We start from the raw sequence: 22,431 nt of genomic DNA, 5'->3' as shown, positions 1-22,431 counted from the left end.
CGATGCACCTCAAGCGCGTCATCCCCTGCCTGGACGTCGACGCCGGGCGGGTCGTCAAGGGCACGAACTTCGTCGGCCTGCGCGACGCGGGGGACCCCGTGGAGCTCGCGGCGCGCTACGACGCCGAGGGCGCCGACGAGCTCGTCTTCCTCGACATCACCGCCACCCACGAGGCGCGCGACACGATCGTCGAGCTGGCGCGACGCACGGCGGACGAGGTCTTCGTGCCGTTCACGATCGGCGGCGGGATCCGCTCGGTCGCCGACGCCCAGGCGGTGCTCGACGCCGGCGCCGACAAGGTCGCGGTGAACTCCGCGGCGGTCCAGCGGCCCGAGCTGCTGACGGAGCTCGCCGACCGGTTCGGCGCCCAGTGCGTCGTCCTGGCCGTCGACGCGAAGGCGGTGCCCGGTGGCGTCGGCGCGGACGATCCCTGGGAGGTCTTCGTCGCCGGCGGTCGGACCCCGACGGGGCTCGGCGCGGTCCGCTGGGCACGCGAGGCGGTCGAGCGCGGCGCGGGCGAGATCCTCGTGACGTCGATGGACGGTGACGGGACCACCGCGGGCTACGACCTGCCGCTGACCGGCGCGGTGTCCGCGGCGGTGCCGGTGCCGGTGATCGCCTCCGGCGGCGCGGGCACGCTCGAGCACCTCGTCGACGCGCTGCGCAACGGCGCCGACGCGGCGCTGGCCGCGTCGATCTTCCACTTCGGGACGTACACGGTCGCCGAGGCGAAGGCGGCGATCGCCGCGGCCGGGATCGCCGTGCGCCCGATCGCCGAGTAGGGCTCGCCGCTCAGCGCCGCCGGTGCGCCGCGCGGGCGGCCCGGCGCAGCGAGCGGCGGTCGGTCCGCGCCTGGGCTCGGGGCACGAGGTGGTAGAGGCTCGAGTACGTCAGGAGGTAGAGCCGCCGCCCGTCCGAGATCCCGGGATCGAAGGCCCCCGAGTGCAGCTGGTAGACCTCGCGGCCGTCGCGCGCCCGTCGCACGATCGTCCGCTTGCGCCCGAGGCTCGAGTAGAGCAGCAGGTCGCCCACGACCGTCACGCCGCCGGAGAGCTTGCCCCCGGTGTCCCGCGTCCATCGCGGGCGTCCGGTGCGGGCGTTCAGCGCGTAGAGCGTCCCGCCGTAGGAGCCGATGAAGACGGTCGGCCCCCGGCCGGCGACGGGCGCCACCGCCGGCGAGGAGTAGACGTACCCCGTGGCGCGTCGTCGCCAGGCGATGCGGCCGCTGCGGGCGCCGACCGCGGCGACGGAGCCGTCGATGTTGCCGACGAAGACGCGCCCGTAGGCGACGGCCGGCGTGCTGTAGAGGCTGCCGCCGAGGTCCTGCGTCCAGCGCCTCCGGCCGGTCCGCAGCCAGATCGAGTGCAGGCGCCCCGCGTAGTCGCCGACGTACAGCGCGCCGCCGAGGCGGGCGACGGCCGCCTTGACCTTGCCGCCGGCGCGGTAGCGCCACACGACCCGGCCGGTCCGCGGGCTGAGCGCCAGGACGTCGCCGCTCTCCGTGCCGAAGACGAGCTTGTCGCCGGCGAGCAGCGGCGAGGACTCCGACCGGCCCCGCAGGTCGCGGCTCCAGAGCAGCCGGCCCTCGGTCGAGAAGCCGACGACCCGCCCCGCGGAGCGCTTGCTGCGCGAGCGGTGCAGGACGGTGACGAACACGCGGCGCTTCCCGCAGGCGGGCGAGGACGCCGAGAGCCGCCCCACCCGGCGCTTCCAGGCGATCTTCCCCGTGCGGCGCTCGATCGCCAGGAGCAGCCCGTCGTCGCGCAGGAGGTAGAGCCGCCGCCCGCAGAGGACGGGCGGGAACTCCAGCAGCACCCGTCCCGTCTCCCGCCACGGGCGCGAGTACGGCGGCTGCAGGCGCCGGACGCCCTTGGGGAACGGCAGGTACCGCGTGCGCTGCTGGTTCGCGCCGTAGAGCGGCCAGTCGGCTCCGTCGTCGTAGGCGTCGTCGACCTTCCGCGGACGGCGGTCGCCGCCGGGGCCCGGCGCCGGGTCGTCCCGGAACTCGACGGTCGGGTCCTCGATCTCGCTGGGGCCGCGCAGGCGGTCGTAGAGCAGGGCGCCGCCGACGACCGCGAGGAGCAGGACCACCGCGCCGAGCAGCGCGAGCGCACGACGACGCCGTCCGTGGCTGGGGGAGGGGCCGGACATCCTCCGAGAGGGTACGGTCCGACGCGGTGCGGCTCTCCCGGTCCCCCGATCCCTCCGGCGCGCTCCGGCGGCTCCGGCGGCTCCCGATCGCCCGGCCCCTGCTGGACGTCGTCCGGCCCGACGAGGGCGCGTGGCTCGTCGGCGGCGCCGTCCGCGATCTGCTGCTCGGGATCGAGCCGCAGGAGCTCGACGTCGTCGTCGTCGGCGAGATCGAGGACCTCGCGGCCCGCCTCGGGCGCGCCGTCGCCCGCCACGAGCGGTTCGGCTCGATCGAGGTCGAGGCGCGGCCCGGGGTCCGCTACGACCTCGTCCGTGCCCGCACCGAGCGGTATCCGGCGCCGGGAGCCCTGCCGGAGGTGGCGCCGGCCGCGCGGATCGAGGACGACCTGCCCCGGCGCGACGTCAGCGTGAACGCGATCGCGCTGCGGATCCCCGACGGCCGGATCGCCGCCGTCGACGGGGCGCTCGAGGACCTGCGCGGGCGGACCCTGCGCGTGCTGCACGATCGCTCGCTCGTCGACGACCCGACCCGGGCGTGGCGGATCGCGCGCTACGCCGCCCGGCTCGGGTTCGGCGTCGAGGCCCGTACCCGCGAGCTCCTCGCGGCCGCCGACCCGGCCACGATCTCCGGCGCCCGCCACGGTCACGAGCTGCGGCTCGCCCTCGCGGAGCCCGACCCGCGCGCGGCGCTCGCGGCGCTGCAGGAGCTGGCGCCCCGCTTCCTGCCGGCGGGCTTCCGCGCTCGACCGGACGGCGTCGAGGACGCCTGGCGCCTGCTGCCGCGGGGCGGGCGGCGCGACCTCGTCCTGCTCGCGCGGTGCTGCGCGGCCGTGAGCCTGCCCGACCTGCTGCCGTGGCTGGAGCGACTCGAGCTCACGAGCGCCGAGCGCGAGATCGTCGCGGCGGGCTCGCGCGACAGCACCCTGGAGCCGTTGCGCCGGGCCACGCGGCCCTCCGAGGTCCGCCGCGCCGCGCGCAACGTGCCGCTCGAGGTCGTCGCGCTCGCGGGCGGCGACGCCGCGCGGGAGTGGATCGATCGCTGGCGCCTCGTGCGCACGACGATCGACGGGCGCGACCTGCTCGCCGCCGGCGTCCCGGCCGGTCCGGCGATCGGCGCCGGGCTCGACGCCGCCCTCGACGCCCGCCTCGACGGCGAGCTCGACCCGGCGCTGCCGGAGCCGGAGGCGGAGCTCGCGGTCGCGCTGCCGGCGGCCCGCCGGGTGGCCGCCGAGGGCTGCTAGAACCCGTCGGGTGTCCGGCCCGGCCCTGCACCCGCAGCTCACGTGGCGCGACGGCGCGCTCGGCTGCGACGTCGGCGGCGCCTCGGTGCGCTTCACCGGCCGCGCCGGCGGCGTCTCGCGGGGGCCCTACGCGTCGCTGAACCTCGGGACCTGGACGGACGACGATCCGGCCGCCGTGCGCGAGAACCGCCGCCGCCTCGCGGCCCTGGCCGACGTCGGCCAGGAGCGGCTCGCGCAGGCGCACCAGGTCCACGGCTCCGACGTCCTCGCCGTCGCCGGCGACGAGGACCTGCCGGGCGCGGCGCTGGAGCGGGTCCGCGACGCCGACGGGGCCGCGACGGGCCTGCCCGCGACGCCGTGCGTCGTGCTGTGCGCGGACTGCCTGCCGGTCGCCCTCGTGGCGGACGGCGCCGTCGCGATGGTCCACGCCGGCTGGCGGGGACTCGTCGGCGGCGTGCTGGAGTCCGGGGTCGCCCGGTTGCGCGCGGTCGGCGGGACGGGGGAGATCACCGCGGTCGTCGGGCCGGGCGCCGGGCCCTGCTGCTACGAGGTCGGCGCCGAGGTCCACGCGGCGCTGGCGCCGCTGGGACCGGCCGTGCGCCGTGGCGCGCACGCCGACCTGCCGGCCGCGGCGGAGCTTCGGCTGCGGGCCGCGGGCGTCGCCGAGGTGCTGCAGAGCGGACGCTGCACGATCTGCGACCCGGACCGCTGGTTCTCGCACCGGCGCGACGCCGGCCGCACCGGGCGACAGGCGGGGATCGCGTGGTTGCGCTGATCGAGCGGATCGATCCCGACGCGGTCGCCGCGCGGCTGGCGCGGACGCGCGAGCGGATCGCGGAGGCGTGCGCGCGCTCCGGCCGCGACCCGGCGGCGGTCGACGTGCTCGTGGCGACGAAGTACCTCGTCCCCGACCAGGTCCCGCTGCTGGCCGGCGCGGGCGTGACGCTCGTCGGCGAGAACCGCGCGCAGGCGCTGCAGGAGAAGGTCGCGCTGCCGGGCGCCGAGGCGCTGCGGTGGGAGTTCATCGGGCACCTGCAGTCGCGCAAGGTGCCCGACGTCCTGCCGCACGTGCGACGGATCCACTCCGTCGCCAGCGACAGCGTCCTGCGGCGTCTCGAGCGTCACCGGGACCTCGCGCCCGACGGCTTCGACGTGCTGCTCGAGGTGAACGTCAGCGGCGAGGACGCCAAGAGCGGGATCGCCCCGGACGAGCTGCCGGCGTACCTCGAGCGGTGCCCGGTCCCGGTGGCGGGGCTCATGACGATGCCGCCGTTCGCCGAGGACCCCGAGGACAGCCGTCGGTGGTTCTCCGCGCTGCGCGAGCTCGCCGAGCGCCACGGCCTGCGCGAGCTGTCGATGGGCACGACGCAGGACCACCTCGTCGCCGTCGAGGAGGGCGCGACCGTCGTGCGTCTCGGCAGCGGCCTCCTGCGCGACTGACCGCGCGACGTCGTCCGGCGTCAGTGGCCGCCGCCGGCCGAGCCCGCCGGACGCCCGCGCAGCGCGGTCCCGATGAGCGCGGCGGCGCCGATCGCCACGACCGCGCCGATCGCGCCCGAGAGCGCCATGCCGTCGACGAAGGCGGCGCGGGCGTCGCTCGTCAGGGCCGCGGCGAGCTCGGGCGGCAGGCCGGCGGCGACCGAGAGCGCCCCGCCGAGCGTGTCCTCGGCGTGGCGCGCGGCCTCCGCCGGCACCCCGGCCGGGACGTCGATCGCGCCGCGGTAGATCGCGGCGCCGGCGGAGCCGAGCAGGCCGATGCCGAGCGCGAAGCCGAGCTCGTTGCCGGTCTCCGACAGGGCGCCGGCCGAGCCGGCGCGCTCCTCCGGCGCGCTGCCGACGATGAGGTCCGCGCAGAGCGTGAACATCGGGCCGACGCCGAACGAGATCAGCGCGTAGGCCAGCAGGGGCCAGGCCACGGGCGTCCCGGGCTCGACCGCGACGAACGCGCAGAGCCCCGCCGCGGCGAGCGCCAGGCCGCCGGCGATGACGAACGCCGGCCGGATCCGCGCGGCGAGGGCCGGCGCGATGAGCGAGCCGACGATGCCGGCGATCGCCCCGGGGATCGTCAGCAGGCCGGCGGGAAGCGGGTCGTAGCCGTGGACGAGCTGGAGGTGCTGGCCGAAGAAGAACTGGACGCCGCCGAGGGCGAGGACCGCGAGCGTCTGGGTGCCGAGCGCCGCGCTGAGCCCCGGCGCGCGGAAGAGCCCGAGGTCCAGGAGCGGATCGGCCAGCCGCGCCTGGCGCCGCAGGAACAGCGCGCCGACGAGCAGGCCGCCGAGCATCGCCGCCACCGGCACGAGGTCGGCGCCGTGCTCCGCCGTCCGCTTCACGCCGTACATGAAGCCGATGATCGCCACGAGCGACAGGAGGACGCTCACGGGATCGAGTCGCGCCGCCGCGTCGCGGTCGCGCGCCTCGGGCAGCCAGCGCGGCCCGACGACGAGCAGCCCGAGCATGATCGGGACCGCGAAGAGGAAGACGGAGCCCCACGCGAAGGCCTCGAGCAGCGCGCCGCCGATCGCCGGGCCGAGCGCCATCCCCCCGAAGAAGGCCATCGCCCAGACGGAGATCGCGACGGTCCGGTCGCGCTCGTCGGGGAAGAGCTCGCGGATGAGCGCCAGGGTCGAGGGCATGAGCGTCGCGCCGGCGATCCCGAGCACCGCGCGGGCGAGGATGAGCAGGAGCGCGCTGTCGGCCAGGGAGGCGAGGACCGACGCGGCGGCGAACGCCGCGCCGCCGACGAGGAGCAGGCGCCGACGGCCGATGCGGTCGCCGAGCGTGCCCATCGTGATGAGGAAGCCGGCGATGAGGAACCCGTAGACGTCGACGATCCACAGGAGCTCCGAGCTCGACGGCGCGAGGTCGCGGCTGATCTCCGGCACGGCGAGGTGCAGCACCGTCATGTCGAGCCCCAGGACGAACGTCGGCAGCGCGAGCGTCGCCATCCCGAGCCACGCGCGCCGGCGGTCGGCGGCCGCGTCCCCTGAGTTGGTCATGTGACCAAGATACCGGCGCGGACGGGTACCCTCGTCGGCGATGGCCCGCGGACGCCACCTCCCGTCCTCCGAGCGCCGGCTGCACCTCATCGCGGCGGCCACGCGCGTCATCGCCCGCGAGGGCCTCGACCGCGCGACGACCCGCCGGATCGCCGCCGAGGCCGACGTGCCGCTCGGCAGCATCCACTACGTCTTCCCCGACAAGCAGGCGCTCGTCACCGCCGTCCTCGACCACTGGGTGGCCGTCACCGCGGGCGTGGCGGCCGAGCGCGTCCGCACCGGCATGGGCGTCGCGGCGGCGGCGGGCGTCCTCGTGCGCGCGTACGTCGAGGAGCTCGAGCGCAACCCGGGGGAGTCGGCGGCGCTCTACGAGCTCGTGCTGTGGGCTCGCCGCACGCCGGCGGCGGGCGCCGTCGCCGCCCGCAACTACGCCGACTACGAGGCCGTCGTGGCCGACGCCCTGGCCGCGGGCGCCCGGCGGCCCGTCGACCCGGATCGCCTGGCGGAGGCCGCGCAGCTCGTCATCACCATCGCCGACGGGGTGGCGCTGCAGCTCCTCGCCAGCGGCGACGGGGCCCGCGCGCGGCGGAACGCCGACCGCGTGCTCGGCCAGGCGGCCGGGTGGCTCGAGGCCGCCGACACCCCGTGAGCCCGGCCCGCCGGGGCGTCCCGACGACGTTCGGCCGCGCTGCGGGCAGGAACACGCCGTCGGTGGGAGAATGACGGCCCTGTCATGGCCTTCCGCGACGCTTGGCACAAGGTGCTCGTGTACTTCGCCCTCGCCGAGGAGCGGGATCCCTACGGGGACGAGTACGACGACGAGTACGAGGACGACCGGCGCGATCGCGGCCGAGCGCGCGAGCGCGAGCCCGAGCCGGCCCCCGCGCCCGTGCGCCGGCTCGGCGAGCGCCGTCGGCGCCGCGAGGACTTCGACGACATCTTCAGCGACGACGACCCCGGCGGCGGCTCGCACCTGCGCCCGGTCGGCGGGTCACGCTCGCTCGCCCCGAGCAGGTCGTCCGTCCAAGGAGCCGCGCGCGTGCACCTCGTGATGCCGAAGTCGTTCAACGACGCCCAGCAGATCGCCGACAAGTTCAAGGACGACATCCCGGTCGTCATCAACCTGCAGACGTCGGACACCGACCTCTCCAAGCGGCTGATCGACTTCGCCAGCGGCCTGACCTACGCGCTCGACGGCGGGATGCAGCGGATCGCCGACAAGGTCTTCATGCTCACGCCGCGGAACGTCTCGATCTCCGCGGAGGAGCGCGCGCAGCTGATCGAGAAGGGCTTCTTCAACCAGTCCTAGCCGCACCGCCGTCCGGGCCGGCCGACCGCCGGCCGCGACGGCGGCGTCCGACGCCCGGTGCGGCCGCGGCGGCGCAGCGGTCCGTCCCGTCGGGCCGACCGGTACCGTTGCCGTCGCTGATGCGATTGGGATTCCTGGGATCGGGCAACATGGCCACCGCGCTCGCGCGGGGCATCGGCGAGCCCGTCCTCGCCTTCGATCCGGCCGCCGAGCGTGCCGAGGCGCTGGCACAGGCCACCGGCGGCCGCGCGGTGGCGACCGCCGCCGCCCTCGCCGAGCAGGCCGACGTCGTCGTGCTCGCCCACAAGCCCGGGCAGCTCGACGAGGCGGCCGCCACGGTCGCGCCGCACGCTCGCGCGGTCCTCTCGCTGCTCAACGCCGTGCCGCTGGCGCGCCTGCGGGAGGCCTATCCCGACCGGCCGGTCGTGCGGATCATGCCGAACACCCCCAGCGCGGTCGGCAAGGGCGTGATCGCGCTCGCCGCCGACGCCGATGGCGACCCCGCGCTGCGGACGTCGCTGAGCGAGCTGCTCTCCCGCGCCGCGACGGTCGTCGAGCTGCCGGAGGCCCAGATCGCCGCGGCGACGGCGATCTTCGGGGTGCTGCCCGCCTACGTCGCGGTCCTCGCCGAGGCGACCGTCGACGCGGCGGTCCGGCACGGCGTGAGCCCCGACGTCGCCGGACGGATGGTGGCGGCGGGCATCGAGGGCTCGGCGGCGCTGCTGGCCGCCCGGGACCACGACACGCTGGCGACGCGCCGCGCGGTGACGTCGCCCGGCGGCTCGACGGCCCGGGGGCTGCGCGAGCTCGACCGCGGCAACCTGCGCGAGACGATCCAGTCGGCCTTCGACGCGGCGGCGGGTGCGGCATGAGCCTCGCGACCGTCGTCCTCGCCACCGCCCGCGACCAGGTCGCGGACTTCATCGAGGCGCTCGTCCTCGTCTACTTCATCCTCATCATCGCCTACATCCTGCTGTCGCTCCTGCGCACGGCGGGAGTGCGGATCCCGTACAACGCGGCGACGAACGCGGTCGAGACGTTCCTGCGCGACGCGGTCGAGCCGTACCTCGGGCTGTTCCGGCGGTTCATCCCGCCGCTGGGCCCGCTGGACCTCTCGCCGATCGTGGCGATCCTCGTCCTGAACGTCGTCGGCAGCCTGGTGGTGCGCCTTGTCCAAGGCTGAGGCGCGGCTCTCGCAGCTCGCGCTGAAGCGCGTCGCCGCGGTCGCCGTCACCGTCCTCGTCCTCGACCAGCTGACGAAGCGCCTGGCCGTCCAGGCCCTGGACCGCGGCCAGCGCGAGTCGTTCCTGCCGCTCATCGACCTCGTGCACGTCCGCAACGACGGCGTGGCGTTCTCGAGCTTCGCGGGGTCCCAGGTCGTCGTCGGGCTGCTCGTGTCGGTGGCGCTCGTGGCGCTCGCCGTCTGGTTCCTGCGCAACCGCACGCGCCCGCTGGCCTGGCTCGCCGCGGGCATGCTCCTCGGCGGGGCCGTCGGGAACATCATCGACCGGATCCTCGAGGGCGCGGTCATCGACTTCCTGAAGCCGCCGAACTGGCCGGCCTTCAACCTCGCCGACGTCTCGATCGTCGTCGGCATGCTGCTCCTCGTCTACGTCGTCGAGCGCGACCACCGGCGCGAGGAGCGCGAGGCGCGCTCCCGCGCGCAGGCGCACGGATGACCGACGTCGAGCGCGTCGAGCTCGTCGTCGCCGGCGAGCAGGACGGCGAGCGGCTCGACGTCGTCCTCGCCGAGCCGTGCGGGTCGCGCGCCCGCGCGCAGCGCGCGATCGGCGCGGGGGGCGTGCTCGTCGACGGCGCGCCGGCCGCGAAGCGCGCGATCGTGCGCACCGGCCAGCGGATCACGCTGGAGATCGAGCGCGCGACGCCCGAGGCACCGGCCCCGCGCGCGGACGTCCCGCCGCCGGCCATCCGCCACGAGGACGAGCACCTGCTCGTCGTCGACAAGCCGGCGGGGCTCGTCGTCCATGCCGGCGCCGGCCACGGCCCGGGCCAGCCGACGCTCGTCGACGCGCTCGCGGGCTACCTCGCCGGCATCGCGCCGCCCGGCGGCGACCCGGAGCGCCCGGGCATCGTGCACCGCCTGGACCGGGAGACGTCGGGGCTGCTGCTCATCGCGCGCGACGACGCCACGCACCGGGCGCTGCAGGAGGCGATCCGGGAGCGCACCGTCACCCGCGAGTACCTCGCGCTCGTCGACGGGCGCCCCGACGCGCGCACGGGCACGATCGACGCGCCGATCGGGCGCGACCGCCGGCACCGCACCCGGCACTCGCTGGACACCGACGCGCCGCGTCGCGCGGTGACGCACTTCGCGATCGAGGAGCTCCTGCCCCGCACGACGCTCCTGCGGGTGCGGCTCGAGACGGGGCGCACGCACCAGATCCGCGTCCACCTGCAGGCGATCGGCCTGCCGGTCGTCGGCGACCCGGAGTACGGCGCTCCCCACGGCAGCGGTCCGCGGCTGGGGCTCGAGCGGCAGTTCCTGCACGCCCAGCGGCTGACGTTCGACCACCCGGTGACGGGCGAGCGGCTGACCGTCGAGTCGCCGTTGCCCGACGACCTCGCCGCAGCGCTCGCGATCGCCCGGTCTGGTTGAATTCGGTGTCCGCGCCCGTCCCGGGCGCCGGATCGTCCTGTCATCACGACCCCGCCGGACGACCCCGTCACGCGTCCCTGCCCGAGCCACTCGGGAGCGCGAGGCGGACCGGCGGGCTGCACCGTCCTTCACCCAAGGGAGACCCCATGTCCGTCGCCGAAGTCGGCATCAAGGACCTGCTGGAGTCGGGCGTCCACTTCGGACACCAGACCCGGCGCTGGAACCCGCGCATGGCGCGGTTCATCCACGGCGAGCACGCCGGCCTGCACGTCATCGACCTGCTCCAGACGGTCGAGCTGCTGAAGGCCGCTCAGGGCTTCGTCTCCGACCTCGCCCAGCGTGGCGGCACCGTGCTCTTCGTCGGCACGAAGCGCCAGTCGCAGGACGCCATCCGCCACGCCGCCGAGTCGGCCCGGATGCCGTACGTCAACCAGCGCTGGTCGCCGGGCCTGCTCACGAACTTCCAGACGTCGAGCCGCCGGATCAAGACCCTCAACGACCTCGAGCAGCTCGAGTCGCAGGGCCAGCTCGAGCTCCTGCCGTCGCAGGAGCGCATCGCGCGCCGCAAGGAGCTCGCGAAGCTCCAGATCAACCTCGGTGGCGTGAAGGACCTGCGCCGCACGCCCGACGCGGTCTTCGTGATCGACGTGAACACCGAGAAGATCGCCGTGGAGGAGGCGCGCAAGCTCCGGATCCCGGTCGTCGCGCTGACCGACACGAACGTCGATCCGGACGGCGTCGAGTACGTCATCCCGGGCAACGACGACTCCATCCGCTCCTGCAGCCTCATCGCGCACGCCGTCGGCGACGCGGCCGCCTCGGGCGCCCTCGCCTGGTACGAGGCCGAGGAGGCCCGCCGGGCCCGCGAGGCCGCCGAGCGCGAGCAGCGCGCCGCCGAGGAGGCCGCCCGCCGCGAGGCGGAGGACGCCCGTCGCCTCGAGGCCGAGGAGCAGAGCGCCGCCGCCGCCCAGGGCCAGGAGGCCCAGGCGCAGGCCGAGGCCGCTGCCGCCGCCGAGCAGGCCGCGCCCGCCGCCGAGACCACCCCCGAGAGCGGCGAGGCGACGTCCGCGCCGCAGGAGAGCAACGCCTGATGAGCGCCACGATCACCGCGGCCGACGTGAAGGCCCTGCGCCAGAAGACCGGCGCTGGCATGATGGACTGCAAGAAGGCCCTGCAGGAGACGGACGGCGACCTCGACAAGGCCGTCGAGCTCCTCCGGGTGAAGCTCGGCAACAAGGTCGGCAAGCTCGCCGACCGCGAGGCGGCCGAGGGCACGGTCCAGGCCGTCGTCAGCGAGGACGGCAAGCGCGGCGCGCTCGTCGAGGTCGACTGCAACACCGACTTCGTCGCCCGCAACGACGACTTCATCGCCTTCGCGAAGCGGATCGCCGGCTTCCTGGCCGCCGACGGCGCGGCCGGCCCGGTCGACACCGCGGCGCTGCTCGAGCAGGAGCTCGACGGCCAGCAGGTGGAGGCGCTGCGCGCCGAGCTGTCGGCCACGACCGGCGAGAACGTCGTCATCCGGCGCGCGGAGCGCTTCGCCGTCGACGGCGAGGGCACGATCCAGACCTACATCCACGCGACCGGCAAGGTCGGCGTGGCGGTCCAGGTCGACGGCGCGGCCGACGCCGACGCCCGCGCGGCGTTCGGCAAGGAGGTCGCGATGCACGTGGCCGCCATCCCGGCCACGCAGTACGTGGCGCCGGAGGACGTGCCGCAGGAGCAGCGCGACGCCGAGCTGCGCGTCTACGAGCAGCAGGCCGAGGCCGAGGGCAAGCCCGCGGAGATCCGCGAGAAGATCGCCCAGGGCAAGCTCTCGAAGTGGCTCAAGGAGATCGCCCTCCTGCCGCAGGAGCACATCAACCCGGACAAGCACGGCGGCAAGACGATCGACCAGCTGCGCAAGGACGTCGGCGACGTGACCGTCGCCCGCTTCGTGCGCTTCCAGGTCGGCGAGTAGTCGCGCGCCGGACGCCTTGCCAGGATCCCCGGCATGACCGAGGCCTCGACGACGTTCCGGCGCGTCCTGCTGAAGCTCTCCGGCGAGTCCCTCATGGGCTCGCGGGAGTACGGCACCGATCCCGAGCGGCTCGCCGCGGTCGCTCGGGCCATCAAGCAGGTCCACGACCTCGGCGTCGAGGTCGCGATCGTCGTCGGCGCCGGGAACATCTTCCGCGGGATGTCCGGCGCCGCCGACGGCATGGACCGCGCGACGGCCGACTACATGGGCATGCTCGCGACGGTCCTCAACGCCCTGCCGCTGCAGGACGCCCTGGAGAAGCTCGGCGTCCAGACGCGCACGCAGACCGCGCTGACGATCACCGAGGTCGCCGAGCCGTACATCCGGCGCCGCGCCGAGCGGCACCTGGAGAAGCAGCGCGTCGTGATCTTCGCGGCCGGCACCGGCAACCCGTTCTTCACGACGGACACGGCCGCCGCGCTGCGCGGCACCGAGATCCACGCCGAGGCCATCCTCATGGCGAAGAACGGGGTCGAGGGCGTCCTCACGGCGGACCCGCGCGTGGACCCCTCCGCCGAGCTCATCCCGGAGCTCACCCACATGGAGGCGATCGAGCGCCGCCTGCGGGTCATGGACTCCACGGCGCTGACGCTCTGCATGGAGAACCGGCTGCCGATCCACGTCTTCAACATGGACGACGAGCAGAACATCGTCCGGATAGTGTCGGGCGAGCGGGTCGGCACGATCGTCCGCAACGCCTGACGCGGCGTCTCCCGCGCCGCCGCACGACGTCCCACCACCGAGAGGTCCCCTGATGCCCGACGAGTCGATCCTGGACGAGCTGCTGGCCGACGCCGAGGAGCGGATGTCCAAGGCCGTCGAGCAGACGCAGACGGAGTTCGCCTCCGTCCGGACGGGCCGCGCGAGCCCGAACCTCCTGGACCGGGTCGTCGTCGACTACCACGGCGTGCCGACCGCGCTGCGCCAGCTCGCGCAGATCAACGCGCCCGAGGCCCGCCTCCTGACGGTCCAGCCGTACGACCCGAGCGCGATCAAGACGATCGAGAAGGCGATCTCCGAGGGCAACCTCGGCGTGACGCCCTCCAACGACGGCAAGATCATCCGCCTCGGCATCCCCGAGATGACCGAGGAGCGGCGCCGCGAGATGGTGAAGGTCGCCCGCGAGATCGCCGAGCAGGGCCGCGTCCGCGTGCGCAACGTCCGTCGCGACGTCCTCGGCGACCTCCGGAGCCTGAAGAGCGACGGCGACATCGGCGAGGACGACGAGCGCCGCGCCGAGGGCGACCTCCAGAAGGTCACCGACGCGAAGATCGGCGACCTCGACGGCGCGCTGAAGGCCAAGGAAGCGGACATCCTCGAGGTCTGAGGCCGCGCCGCTCGTGACCGAGACCGTCGAGCGCGCCGCCGAGGCGGCGCGACCACGCCACGTCGCCATCATCACCGACGGCAACGGCCGCTGGGCCCAGCGGGAGGGCGTCCCGGTCACCGAGGGCCACCGCGCCGGCGCCGACGTCGTGCGCCAGCGCCTGCGCGACGCCGCGGAGCTGGGCGTCCGCGAGCTCACCGTCTTCTCGTTCTCGACCGAGAACTGGAGCCGGCCGGCGGCCGAGGTCCGCGGGCTCATGGCGATGTTCGCCGAGCGGATCGAGCGGGAGACCCCGGAGCTCAAGGACGAGGGCGCCCGCATGCGGTTCATCGGCCGGCGCGAGGGCGTCGACCAGGCGCTGCTGGACCGGATGGACTGGGCCGAGCAGGAGACGGCCGGCGGCGAGACGATCACGCTCTTCGTCGCGTTCAACTACGGCGGACGCGCCGAGATCCTCGACGCCGCGGCGCGCTACGAGGGCGGGGGCGAGGAGGCGTTCGCGCAGCTCCTCTACGCGCCCGACATGCACGAGCCGGACCTCCTCATCCGCACCTCGGGCGAGCAGCGGATCTCGAACTACCTGCTCTGGCAGTGCGCCTACAGCGAGCTCGTCTTCGCGCCGGAGCTCTGGCCGGACTTCGATCGTGCCGCGTTCGAGCGCTGCCTCGACGAGTACGCGTCCCGCCAGCGACGGTTCGGCGGGCGGACCGCCTGATGCCGGTCCCGCGCCGCGGTGGGGCGTCCGACGGCCGCGATCGGGATGATGCCGACGTGGCCGACGACGACCTCGACCCCACGCCCGTCCCGCCGCGGGGCCGGCGCCGGCAGGCGCGCTTCGAGCTCGAGTTCGGCGACTTCGAGCCGGCCGAGCGGGGCCGGCGTCGTCGACGGGGCACCCGCGGCACCGACGATCGGTCGGTGACGAGCTCCGACGAGCTGACCTACGAGACGGCCGACCCCCTGCCCGCGCCCCGACGGCCGCGGGACCGCGACGTCATCGTCGAGGCCGACGACGCGACCTACGACTCCCGCCTGGTCGACCGCGACCAGCGCGTGCGCGGTCGCAGCCGCCGCGCGCGACGCGCCGACGCGCCCCCCGCCGACGACGTCGCCGACGAGATCGAGGCCCTCGAGCGGTTCGAGGACGCGATCGAGACCGTGCGCTCGCCCTCCGACCGCGGCGGCGGGAGCGACCTCGGCGCACGCGTCCTCGTCGCGATCCCCGCGGCGATCGTCGCGATCCTCCTCGTCGCCCAGGGCGGCTGGATCTTCGTCGTCGGCATCGCCGCGTTCGGCCTGATCGGCGTCTGGGAGCTCTGCCGGATGTTCGCCCGGACGCGGCCGTCGCTCGTCGCCTCGAGCGCCGGCGTCCTGGCGATCATCGTCTCCGCGGCGCTCTGGGGCCGCGAGGGCATGACGACCGCGCTCGTGGCGTCGATCCCGTTGATCTTCCTCGCCGTGGCGATCTCCGTCCCGCCGGGCGGCATGCCCGGCGTCGCGGTGACGCTCCTCGGCGTCGTCTGGATCGGCTTCGCCCTCGGCCACGCCGTCCTGCTGCGCGACAGCGACCACGGCGGCGGGATCGTCGTGAACGTCCTCGTGGGCACCTTCCTCGGGGACACCGGCGCGTACCTCGGCGGGCGGCTCTTCGGCAGTCACAAGCTCGCGCCGCGGATCTCGCCGAACAAGACCGTCGAGGGCCTGCTGATCGGGATCGTCACGGCGGTCGTGGCGACGTGGTTCGCCGGGCTCTACCAGGACTGGCTCAGCGGCACCGACGCGTTGCTGCTCGGCCTCGCCGTGGCGATCGCCGCACCGGCGGGCGACCTCTTCGAGAGCTTCCTGAAGCGCGACGCCGGCACGAAGGACGCGGGCACGCTGTTCGGTCCCCACGGCGGCGTGCTCGACCGCCTCGACGCGGCGATGTTCGCGATCGTCGCCGGCTTCTACGTCTGGCTGGCGATGGGCGGCGTGTCGTGACCCGCCGGCTGCTGCTGCTCGGCTCGACCGGGTCGATCGGCACCCAGGCGCTCGACGTCGTCGAGCGGGCCGACCCGGACGCCTTCGCGGTCGTGGGCCTCGCCGCGGGGCGCAGCTGGGAGGCCGTCGTCGCGCAGGCCCGGCAGCACGGCGTGCCGCGGATCGCCCTGGCCGACGCGGACGCCGCGGCGCGCGCCGCCGACGCATGGCCGGAGGGCGAGGTGCTCGCCGGGCCGGAGGGGCTCGTGCGACTCGTGGTCGAGGCGGGCGCCGACCTCGTCCTGAACGCGCTGGTCGGCGCCGCGGGCCTCGGCCCGACCGTCGCCGCGCTCGGGGAGGGCATCGACCTGGCGCTCGCGAACAAGGAGTCGCTCGTCGTCGGCGGCGAGCTCGTGATGCAGCTCGCGGAGGCCACGGGCGCCCGGGTGCTGCCGGTCGACTCGGAGCACTCCGCGCTGTGGCAGCTCGTGGAGGGCGAGTCCGGCGGGGCGGAGGCGCCCGCGGGCGGTCCGCGGCTCGGGACGATCGAGCGCCTCGTGCTCACCGCCTCCGGCGGCCCGTTCCGCGGCCGCTCGCGCGACGAGCTGGCCGACGTCGGGATCGAGCAGGCGCTCGCGCACCCGACCTGGGCGATGGGCGGCAAGATCACGATCGACTCCGCGACGCTCATGAACAAGGGTCTCGAGGTCATCGAGGCGCACCACCTGTTCGGGACGCCGTACGACCGGATCGACGTCGTCGTGCACCCGCAGTCGATCGTCCACTCGTACGTCACGCTCTGCGACGGCGCCGCGCTGGCGCACCTCGGGCTGCCGGACATGCGCGCGCCGATCGCCTTCGCGCTGCACCACCCCGACCGGGTGCCGCTGCCGCTGGAGCCGCTGGATCTCGCCGCCGTCGGGCAGCTGACCTTCGAGCGCCCCGACCTCGACGCGTTCCCGTGCCTGCGGCTGGCGGGCGAGGCGGGGGAGGCCGGCGGCACGGCGCCGTGCGTGCTGAACGCCGCGAACGAGATCGCGGTACACGCGTTCCTCGCGGGCCGGATCGGGTTCCTCGACATCCCGGCGATCGTCGAGGCCACGCTCGATGCCCTCGGGTCGGGCCCGGTCCGCGCGTTCGAGAGCCTCTACGACGCCGACCGGCGCGCGCGCGAGCACGCCGAGACGCTCGTCGCCGCCCGCGTCTGAGCCCCGTCGCGCGGGCTCGCCGAGAGGCGTTGATCGGGCGCACATGCGGCTGTGTCACCCTTCCTCGCCGTGTCATGGGTCCTCGCGTTCCTCGGCTTCGCCGCGCTGATCGTCCTCCACGAGCTCGGGCACTTCGCCGCCGCGAAGGCGGTCGGCATGCGCGTGGAGCGGTTCTCGCTGTTCTTCGGCAAGCCGCTGTGGAGCGTCCGGCGAGGGGAGACGGAGTACGCCGTCGGGCCGATCCCGCTCGGCGGCTACGTGAAGATCACCGGCATGGACCCGCGGGAGGAGCTCCCGCCGGAGATCGCCGAGCGCGCCTACTACCGCCAGCCGGTGTGGAAGCGGATCGTCGTGATCGCCGCGGGCCCGATCGTGAACGTCGTCCTGGCGATCGTGATCATCGTCCTGCTGTGGGGCGGCAAGGGTGCCGTGCCGTCGCTCGCGCCGGTCGTCGACTCGGTGCAGAAGGACAGCCCGGCAGCCGCGGTCTTCGAGCCCGGCGACCGGATCATCAGCGTCGACGGCCGCCCCGGGTTCGCCGCCGGGCTGACGATCGACAACGTCGAGCGGCGCCTCGTCGCGATGCGCGACGCCGTCAGCGCGCACCGCTGCGCCGGCGGCGCGACGCGCGAGGGCTGCCGGGCGACGACGCCGGTGCGGATCGTCTACGAGCGCGACGGGACGCGGCGCACGGCGGAGGTCACCCCCCGGTACGTCGCCCAGCCGAGCGCCGCCGACACCGAGGGCCGGATGCTGCTCGGGTACGGCTACGGCGTCGCGGACGTCGACACGGATCGCCTCGACGCCGCCGGCAAGGGGGTCGAGTACCTCTGGCAGGTGACGAAGCTCACCGGCGAGGCGATCGTCCGGCTCGTCTACGACAGCCAGGCGCGGAAGGAGGTCTCGGGCGTCGTCGGCTCCTACGAGGTGACGCGGCAGAGCTTCGAGCTCTCGACGAGCCGCGCGATCCAGGTGCTCGCGGTCATCAGCCTGTCGCTGGCGATCATCAACCTCTTCCCGTTCCTGCCGCTGGACGGCGGGCACATCTTCTGGGCGATCGCCGAGCGCGTCCGCGGGCGGCCGATCCCCTACGCGTGGCTCGAGCGGGCGAGCGTCGTGGGCTTCGCGCTCGTGATCATGATCTTCGGCCTCGGCTTCTACAACGACGTCGGGCGCATCTTCGGCGAGGGGTTCCAGGTCCGCTGACCCTGGGCACCGGCCGTCGGGCCGGTGCCGTCGGGGACGGGAGGACGGCCCCTCGGGTGTGCCCGCGCCACACCGCCGGGTCCTCCGGGGTGCACCTGACACCTGCTCGGGACCCGCGCGGGGGCGGTACGCTCGCGCCGTAGGCGTCCCACGCCGGCGGCGACCGCCGCGGCGCGCCGGGCCGAGAACGACCGAGGAGCACCATGAGCGCGACCGACGCGGCGACGTCCGTGACCACCATGCTGGACGCCTTCCGGCAGGGGCTGGAGCGCCAGCCCGACGACGTCCTCGTGCGCACGAAGGACGACGGGGTCTCCTGGACGTGGCGCGAGGTCGACGCCCGTCGCCGGGCCGCCGCGGCCGGGCTCGCGAGCCTCGGCGTCGCCCGGGGCGACAGCGTCGGGCTGCTGCTCAGCAACCGCCCCGAGTTCTTCCCGCTCGACCTCGGCGCGACGTCGCTGGGCGCCGTGCCGGTCTCGCTGTACCAGACCTCCTCGCCGGAGCAGATCGCCTACATCGTCGGCGACGCGGAGATCGCGGTCGTCGTCACCGAGCAGGCGTTCGTGGACCGCGTGCTCGCCGCGCAGCAGCTCGCGCCGGGGCTGCGCCACGTCGTGGTCGTCGACGGGGACGCGCCGGACGGCGCGATGACGCTCGCCGCGGTGGAGGCCGACGCCGACGCCGGTTTCGACGTCGACGCCCAGGCCGCGGCGCTGCGGCCGGACGATCTTCTGACGCTCATCTACACCTCCGGCACCACCGGGCCGCCGAAGGGCGTGGAGCTCACGCACCGCAACCTCATCGCGGCGATGGACAGCATCGGGCGCGTGGCGAAGCTCCAGCAGGGCGGTCGCGTCATCTCGTGGCTCCCGGCCGCGCACATCGCCGAGCGCGGTGCCCACTACTACGCCCCGCTGCTGTTCGGGCTGGAGATCACCTGCTGCCCGGACCCGAAGCAGATCTCGGCGTACCTCGCCGCCGTGCACCCCACGTGGTTCTTCGCGGTCCCGCGGATCTGGGAGAAGCTGAAGTCGGGCCTGGAGGCGATGCTCGCCTCGCAGCCCGACGAGCGCCGCGAGCAGGTGCAGGGCGCGATCGACGCCGCGCGCCGGAAGGTGGCCCTCGAGCAGGCCGGGGAGCCGGTGCCCGAGGAGCTCGCCGCGGCGGTCGCCGCCGCCGACGAGCAGGTCTTCGCGCCGCTGCGCGGGATGCTCGGCCTCGATCGGGCGGAGTCGATCAACGTCGGCGCGGCCCCGACGCCGCGCGAGGTGATCGAGTTCTTCCACGCGATCGGGCTGCCGATCGCGGAGATCTGGGGGATGTCGGAGGGCTGCGCGTGCGGCACGCTGAACCCGCCCGACCGGATCAAGATCGGCACGGTCGGTCCCGTCGTGCCGGGGATGGAGATCAAGCTCGACGAGGACGGCGAGGTCCTGCTGAAGGGCCCGACGATCATGCGGGGCTACCGCAACCTGCCGGAGAAGACGCGCGAGTCGTTCACCGACGACGGCTGGTTCCGGACCGGCGACGTGGGGACGCTCGACGAGGACGGCTACCTCACGATCGTCGACCGCAAGAAGGAGCTCATCATCAACGCGGCCGGCAAGAACATGTCGCCGGCGAACATCGAGGCCGCGATCAAGTCGGCCCATCCGCTGATCGGGCAGGTCGCGGTGATCGGCGACGCGCGTCCGTACAACGTCGCGCTGATCGTGCTGGACGCCGACTTCACGCCGCCGTGGGCGGCGGCCAACGGGATCGAGGGCGACCTCGAGGCGCTCGCGGAGGACCCGCGGGTCCGCGAGGAGATCCAGAAGGGCGTCGACGCCGGCAACGCGAAGCTCTCGCGGGTCGAGCAGGTGAAGCGGTTCGAGATCGTGCGCGGCGACTGGCTGCCGGGCGGCGACGAGCTGACGCCGACGATGAAGCTCAAGCGCAAGCCGATCGACGCGAAGTACGCGTCGGAGATCGACGCGCTCTACGCCTGAGCATCGGTGGATCCGCGCTGAGGCGCCGGCCGCCGACCTCGGGTCGGCCGGGGGGGGACCGATCCCGAACGAGGCGCGCACCGGGCACTGTCCGATCGGACAGCACGTGGCGCGCCACTCGTGCCGTTGGCGCACTGGCACGGGTCCGGCGCGTATGAGAGCGTGGCCACGCGGTCGCCCGCGGGGCGCCCGCCCGATCCCCCAAACCCCCTCGGGAGGCACCAATGGAAGCCGGCACCGCCGCGCCCCCAGCGTCGGATCCACCGCTCAAGCGGGCGATCTCGCGCAACATGCTGCTGCTGTTCGTCATCGGCGACGTCGTCGGCGGCGGCATCTACACGCTCGTCGGCGTCATCGGCGGCGAGGTCGGCGGGCTCGTCTGGCTGCCGTTCGCGCTCGCCCTGCTCCTGGCCCTCCTCACCGCCACCGCGTACGCGGAGCTCGTGACGAAGTACCCGCAGGCGGCGGGCGCGGCGCTCTACGTCAACAAGGCGTTCCGCAAGCCGTTCTTCACGTTCATGATCGCGTTCGCCGTCATGTGCTCGGGCATCGCGTCGGCGTCGACGCTCTCGCGCGGCGTCGCGGAGACCTACCTGCCGCGGCTCTTCGACTGGACCCTGTCGGAGACGCAGACGATCCTCATCGCCCTCGGCTTCCTCATGATCGTGGCGGCCGTGAACTTCCGCGGCATCAGCGAGTCGGTGAAGATCAACGTCGTCCTGACGCTCATCGAGTTCGGCGGCCTGATCCTCATCATCGTGATCGGCGTCGGCGCCCTGCTGGACGGCGTCGGCGACGTCGGCAACGCGTTCTCGACGAGCGAGGCGAAGGAGGCCGGCAACGACGTCAGCCTGATCCCGGCCGCGCTCGCCGGCACCGCCCTGGCCTTCTACGCGCTGATCGGCTTCGAGGACTCGGTGAACGTCGCGGAGGAGGCGAAGGACCCGATCCGGGACTACCCCCGGGCGCTCTTCGGCGGTCTCCTGATCGCCGGCACGCTCTACATCGTGATCGGGATCATCGCCCCGGCGGTGCTGTCCTACGCGACGCTCACCGACGAGGACACGACGCCGCTGCTGGAGATCGCCACGACCGGGCCGCTGGCGGTCGAGGTGAAGATCTTCGCCGCGATCGGGGTCCTGGCGCTCATCAACGGCGCGCTGATCAACATGATCATGGCCTCGCGCCTGACCTACGGCATGGCGCGGCAGCGGATCGTGCCGCAGTTCTTCGGCAAGGTCCACCGGGGCCGGCAGACGCCCTGGGCGGCGATCCTGTTCACGACCGGCCTGGCGGTGATCCTCACCGCGACCGGTGACATCTCCGACCTCGCGGCGACCACGACGACGCTGTTGCTGATCGTGTTCATCACGGTGAACATCAGCGTCCTGGTGCTGCGGCGCGACCCGGTCTCGCACCAGCACTTCGTCGCCCCGACGCTCCTGCCGGCGATCGGCGCGGTCGCGGCCCTGGCGCTGCTGATCCACCGCGTCGCCAACGACACCGAGCAGATCACGCGGGCGCTCCTCCTGCTCGGGCTGGGGCTCGTGTTCTGGCTCGCCAACTGGGTGGCCACGCGCGGCAACGACGAGTTCGACACGGGCGTCATCACCGCGATCGAGCACCCCGAGCGCGACGAGCCGCCGCGCTCCTGATCCCGCGACGGGTCCGGCGCCGCGCGGCGCCGGACCCGTCGCGACGAGCCGCGTGCCTCAGGCGACGGGGCGGACGGCGATCCAGCTCTTCGTCACCGGCCCGACGGCCTCGCCGTGGACCGTGGTGCCGGGCAGCAGCCGCGCGAGCTCGCCCCGTCGCAGCAGGCGCACGTCCTCCCAGTGCCCCTGCGCTCCGAGGCGCCAGTACGGGCGCCGGATCGCGGGCGGCAGCCAGTGCGCGACCGGCAGCAGGGCATGGGGCTCGATCGGGAACGACCACGCCGGCGTCTGCACGTAGACGCCGCGCCCGACCCGGAGGAGCTCGCGGCAGAGCGCGGCGCGCTGCTCGGGCGCGACGTGCTCGATCACCGAGCTGCAGTAGACGAGGTCGAACGCGCCCTCGGCGAACGGCAGGCCCCGGGTCGCGTCGGCCTGCACGAACGGCCCCGGGTACGTGGGCCGGGGCACGAGGTCGACGCCGGTGACGTCGAGGTCGGGCGCCTGGGCGCGCAGCCCGAGCGTCCCGCACCCGACGTCGAGGATCCGCGCCGGACGGCCGAGGCGGTCCAGCCCGGTGAGGCCGAAGAGCAGCTCATGGCGGCGGGCGCGCAGGCGCGCGGCCACCGGACCGGCGAGCCGGGCCAGGGGCCCGCGGGCGGTCGCGTAGACGTCGGGAGCGGCGCGCACGTCGAGGCAGGCTAGATGATCGATTCCCCGGATCTCGCCGCGCGGCGCACGCCCCGGGTGGGACTCG

General features: G+C 74.5%; 23 protein-coding genes. 20 read left to right on the top strand and 3 right to left on the bottom strand.

What is annotated here, in order from left to right; translation table 11 throughout:
* Positions 1-2 precede the first annotated feature (2 nt).
* Positions 3-782, top strand: coding sequence for an imidazole glycerol phosphate synthase subunit HisF (gene hisF / locus SK069_RS01570; protein WP_319952422.1), 780 nt, complete (start codon positions 3-5; stop codon positions 780-782).
* A gap of 10 nt (positions 783-792) precedes the next feature.
* Here hisF and SK069_RS01565 read toward each other — a convergent pair whose 3' ends face one another.
* Positions 793-2,151 (bottom strand): outer membrane protein assembly factor BamB family protein, encoded by a 1,359-nt coding sequence (locus tag SK069_RS01565; RefSeq protein ID WP_319952421.1) that lies wholly within the window; start codon positions 2,149-2,151, stop codon positions 793-795.
* 26 nt (positions 2,152-2,177) lie between these two features.
* Here SK069_RS01565 and SK069_RS01560 point away from each other — a divergent pair, with 26 nt between their 5' ends.
* From SK069_RS01560 to SK069_RS01550, 3 genes are read left to right on the top strand one after another with little or no spacing between them, the layout of a single operon-like run.
* The gene (locus tag SK069_RS01560; protein WP_319952420.1) at positions 2,178-3,392 is read left to right on the top strand and encodes a tRNA nucleotidyltransferase/poly(A) polymerase family protein; all 1,215 of its coding nucleotides are present in this window, start codon (positions 2,178-2,180) and stop codon (positions 3,390-3,392) included.
* Positions 3,393-3,402: 10 nt separating this feature from the next.
* Positions 3,403-4,167, top strand: a complete 765-nt coding sequence (pgeF, locus tag SK069_RS01555) for a peptidoglycan editing factor PgeF (protein WP_319952419.1) — start codon at positions 3,403-3,405, stop codon at positions 4,165-4,167.
* The gene (locus SK069_RS01550) at positions 4,155-4,832 is read left to right on the top strand and encodes a YggS family pyridoxal phosphate-dependent enzyme (protein WP_319952418.1); all 678 of its coding nucleotides are present in this window, start codon (positions 4,155-4,157) and stop codon (positions 4,830-4,832) included. Before pgeF ends, SK069_RS01550 begins: the two co-directional genes overlap by 13 nt.
* A gap of 20 nt (positions 4,833-4,852) precedes the next feature.
* On the opposite strand, the gene SK069_RS01545 is transcribed toward SK069_RS01550, so the two are convergent.
* The gene (locus SK069_RS01545) at positions 4,853-6,388 is read right to left on the bottom strand and encodes an MFS transporter (RefSeq protein WP_319952417.1); all 1,536 of its coding nucleotides are present in this window, start codon (positions 6,386-6,388) and stop codon (positions 4,853-4,855) included.
* 40 nt (positions 6,389-6,428) lie between these two features.
* On the opposite strand from SK069_RS01545, the gene SK069_RS01540 reads away from it, so the two are divergent.
* From SK069_RS01540 to SK069_RS01465, 16 genes are all read left to right on the top strand, one after another.
* Complete coding sequence (locus SK069_RS01540; protein WP_319952416.1) at positions 6,429-7,037, top strand: TetR/AcrR family transcriptional regulator; 609 nt, start codon at positions 6,429-6,431, stop codon at positions 7,035-7,037.
* Between the two features lie 84 nt (positions 7,038-7,121).
* Positions 7,122-7,697 carry a cell division protein SepF gene (locus SK069_RS01535; RefSeq protein WP_319952415.1) on the top strand — a complete coding sequence of 192 codons (576 nt, stop codon included), beginning with the start codon at positions 7,122-7,124 and terminating at the stop codon, positions 7,695-7,697.
* Positions 7,698-7,816: 119 nt separating this feature from the next.
* The gene (locus SK069_RS01530) at positions 7,817-8,569 is read left to right on the top strand and encodes a pyrroline-5-carboxylate reductase family protein (protein WP_319952414.1); all 753 of its coding nucleotides are present in this window, start codon (positions 7,817-7,819) and stop codon (positions 8,567-8,569) included.
* Positions 8,566-8,880, top strand: coding sequence for a YggT family protein (locus SK069_RS01525; RefSeq protein WP_319952413.1), 315 nt, complete (start codon positions 8,566-8,568; stop codon positions 8,878-8,880). Before SK069_RS01530 ends, SK069_RS01525 begins: the two co-directional genes overlap by 4 nt.
* Complete coding sequence (lspA, locus tag SK069_RS01520; RefSeq protein WP_319952412.1) at positions 8,867-9,376, top strand: signal peptidase II; 510 nt, start codon at positions 8,867-8,869, stop codon at positions 9,374-9,376. The genes SK069_RS01525 and lspA overlap by 14 nt, the downstream gene beginning before the upstream one ends.
* Positions 9,373-10,314, top strand: a complete 942-nt coding sequence (locus SK069_RS01515; RefSeq protein ID WP_319952411.1) for an RluA family pseudouridine synthase — start codon at positions 9,373-9,375, stop codon at positions 10,312-10,314. The genes lspA and SK069_RS01515 overlap by 4 nt, the downstream gene beginning before the upstream one ends.
* Positions 10,315-10,460: 146 nt before the next feature.
* Positions 10,461-11,405, top strand: coding sequence for a 30S ribosomal protein S2 (gene rpsB, locus SK069_RS01510; protein WP_319952410.1), 945 nt, complete (start codon positions 10,461-10,463; stop codon positions 11,403-11,405).
* A complete protein-coding gene (gene tsf, locus SK069_RS01505; RefSeq protein ID WP_319952409.1) occupies positions 11,405-12,274 on the top strand; it encodes a translation elongation factor Ts in 870 nt (289 codons plus the stop codon). The genes rpsB and tsf overlap by 1 nt, the downstream gene beginning before the upstream one ends.
* Positions 12,275-12,307: 33 nt before the next feature.
* Positions 12,308-13,036, top strand: coding sequence for a UMP kinase (gene pyrH / locus SK069_RS01500; RefSeq protein WP_319952408.1), 729 nt, complete (start codon positions 12,308-12,310; stop codon positions 13,034-13,036).
* 52 nt (positions 13,037-13,088) lie between these two features.
* Positions 13,089-13,661 (top strand): ribosome recycling factor, encoded by a 573-nt coding sequence (gene frr, locus SK069_RS01495; protein ID WP_319952407.1) that lies wholly within the window; start codon positions 13,089-13,091, stop codon positions 13,659-13,661.
* A gap of 13 nt (positions 13,662-13,674) precedes the next feature.
* Positions 13,675-14,376: a polyprenyl diphosphate synthase gene (gene uppS, locus SK069_RS01490; protein ID WP_319952406.1), complete on the top strand. Its 702-nt coding sequence runs from the start codon at positions 13,675-13,677 to the stop codon at positions 14,374-14,376.
* A gap of 56 nt (positions 14,377-14,432) precedes the next feature.
* Positions 14,433-15,641 carry a phosphatidate cytidylyltransferase gene (locus SK069_RS01485; protein WP_319952405.1) on the top strand — a complete coding sequence of 403 codons (1,209 nt, stop codon included), beginning with the start codon at positions 14,433-14,435 and terminating at the stop codon, positions 15,639-15,641.
* Entirely contained in the window at positions 15,638-16,828 is a 1,191-nt protein-coding gene (gene dxr / locus SK069_RS01480) for a 1-deoxy-D-xylulose-5-phosphate reductoisomerase (protein WP_319952404.1), read from the top strand. Before SK069_RS01485 ends, dxr begins: the two co-directional genes overlap by 4 nt.
* 69 nt (positions 16,829-16,897) lie before the next feature.
* Complete coding sequence (locus SK069_RS01475; protein ID WP_319952403.1) at positions 16,898-18,034, top strand: M50 family metallopeptidase; 1,137 nt, start codon at positions 16,898-16,900, stop codon at positions 18,032-18,034.
* 203 nt (positions 18,035-18,237) lie between these two features.
* Positions 18,238-20,022: an AMP-dependent synthetase/ligase gene (locus SK069_RS01470; protein WP_319952402.1), complete on the top strand. Its 1,785-nt coding sequence runs from the start codon at positions 18,238-18,240 to the stop codon at positions 20,020-20,022.
* Positions 20,023-20,246: 224 nt separating this feature from the next.
* The gene (locus SK069_RS01465; protein ID WP_319952401.1) at positions 20,247-21,677 is read left to right on the top strand and encodes an APC family permease; all 1,431 of its coding nucleotides are present in this window, start codon (positions 20,247-20,249) and stop codon (positions 21,675-21,677) included.
* A gap of 57 nt (positions 21,678-21,734) precedes the next feature.
* Here the strand turns inward: SK069_RS01465 and SK069_RS01460 are convergent, their stop codons facing one another.
* Positions 21,735-22,364 carry a class I SAM-dependent methyltransferase gene (locus tag SK069_RS01460; protein ID WP_319952400.1) on the bottom strand — a complete coding sequence of 210 codons (630 nt, stop codon included), beginning with the start codon at positions 22,362-22,364 and terminating at the stop codon, positions 21,735-21,737.
* Between the last annotated feature and the right edge of the window lie 67 nt (positions 22,365-22,431).

The organism is Patulibacter brassicae (assembly GCF_033949425.1).
Taxonomy (GTDB): domain Bacteria; phylum Actinomycetota; class Thermoleophilia; order Solirubrobacterales; family Solirubrobacteraceae; genus Patulibacter; species Patulibacter brassicae.
The sequence above is the reverse complement of the archived record's forward strand: the minus strand, read 5'-3'. Positions and strand labels throughout refer to the sequence as shown.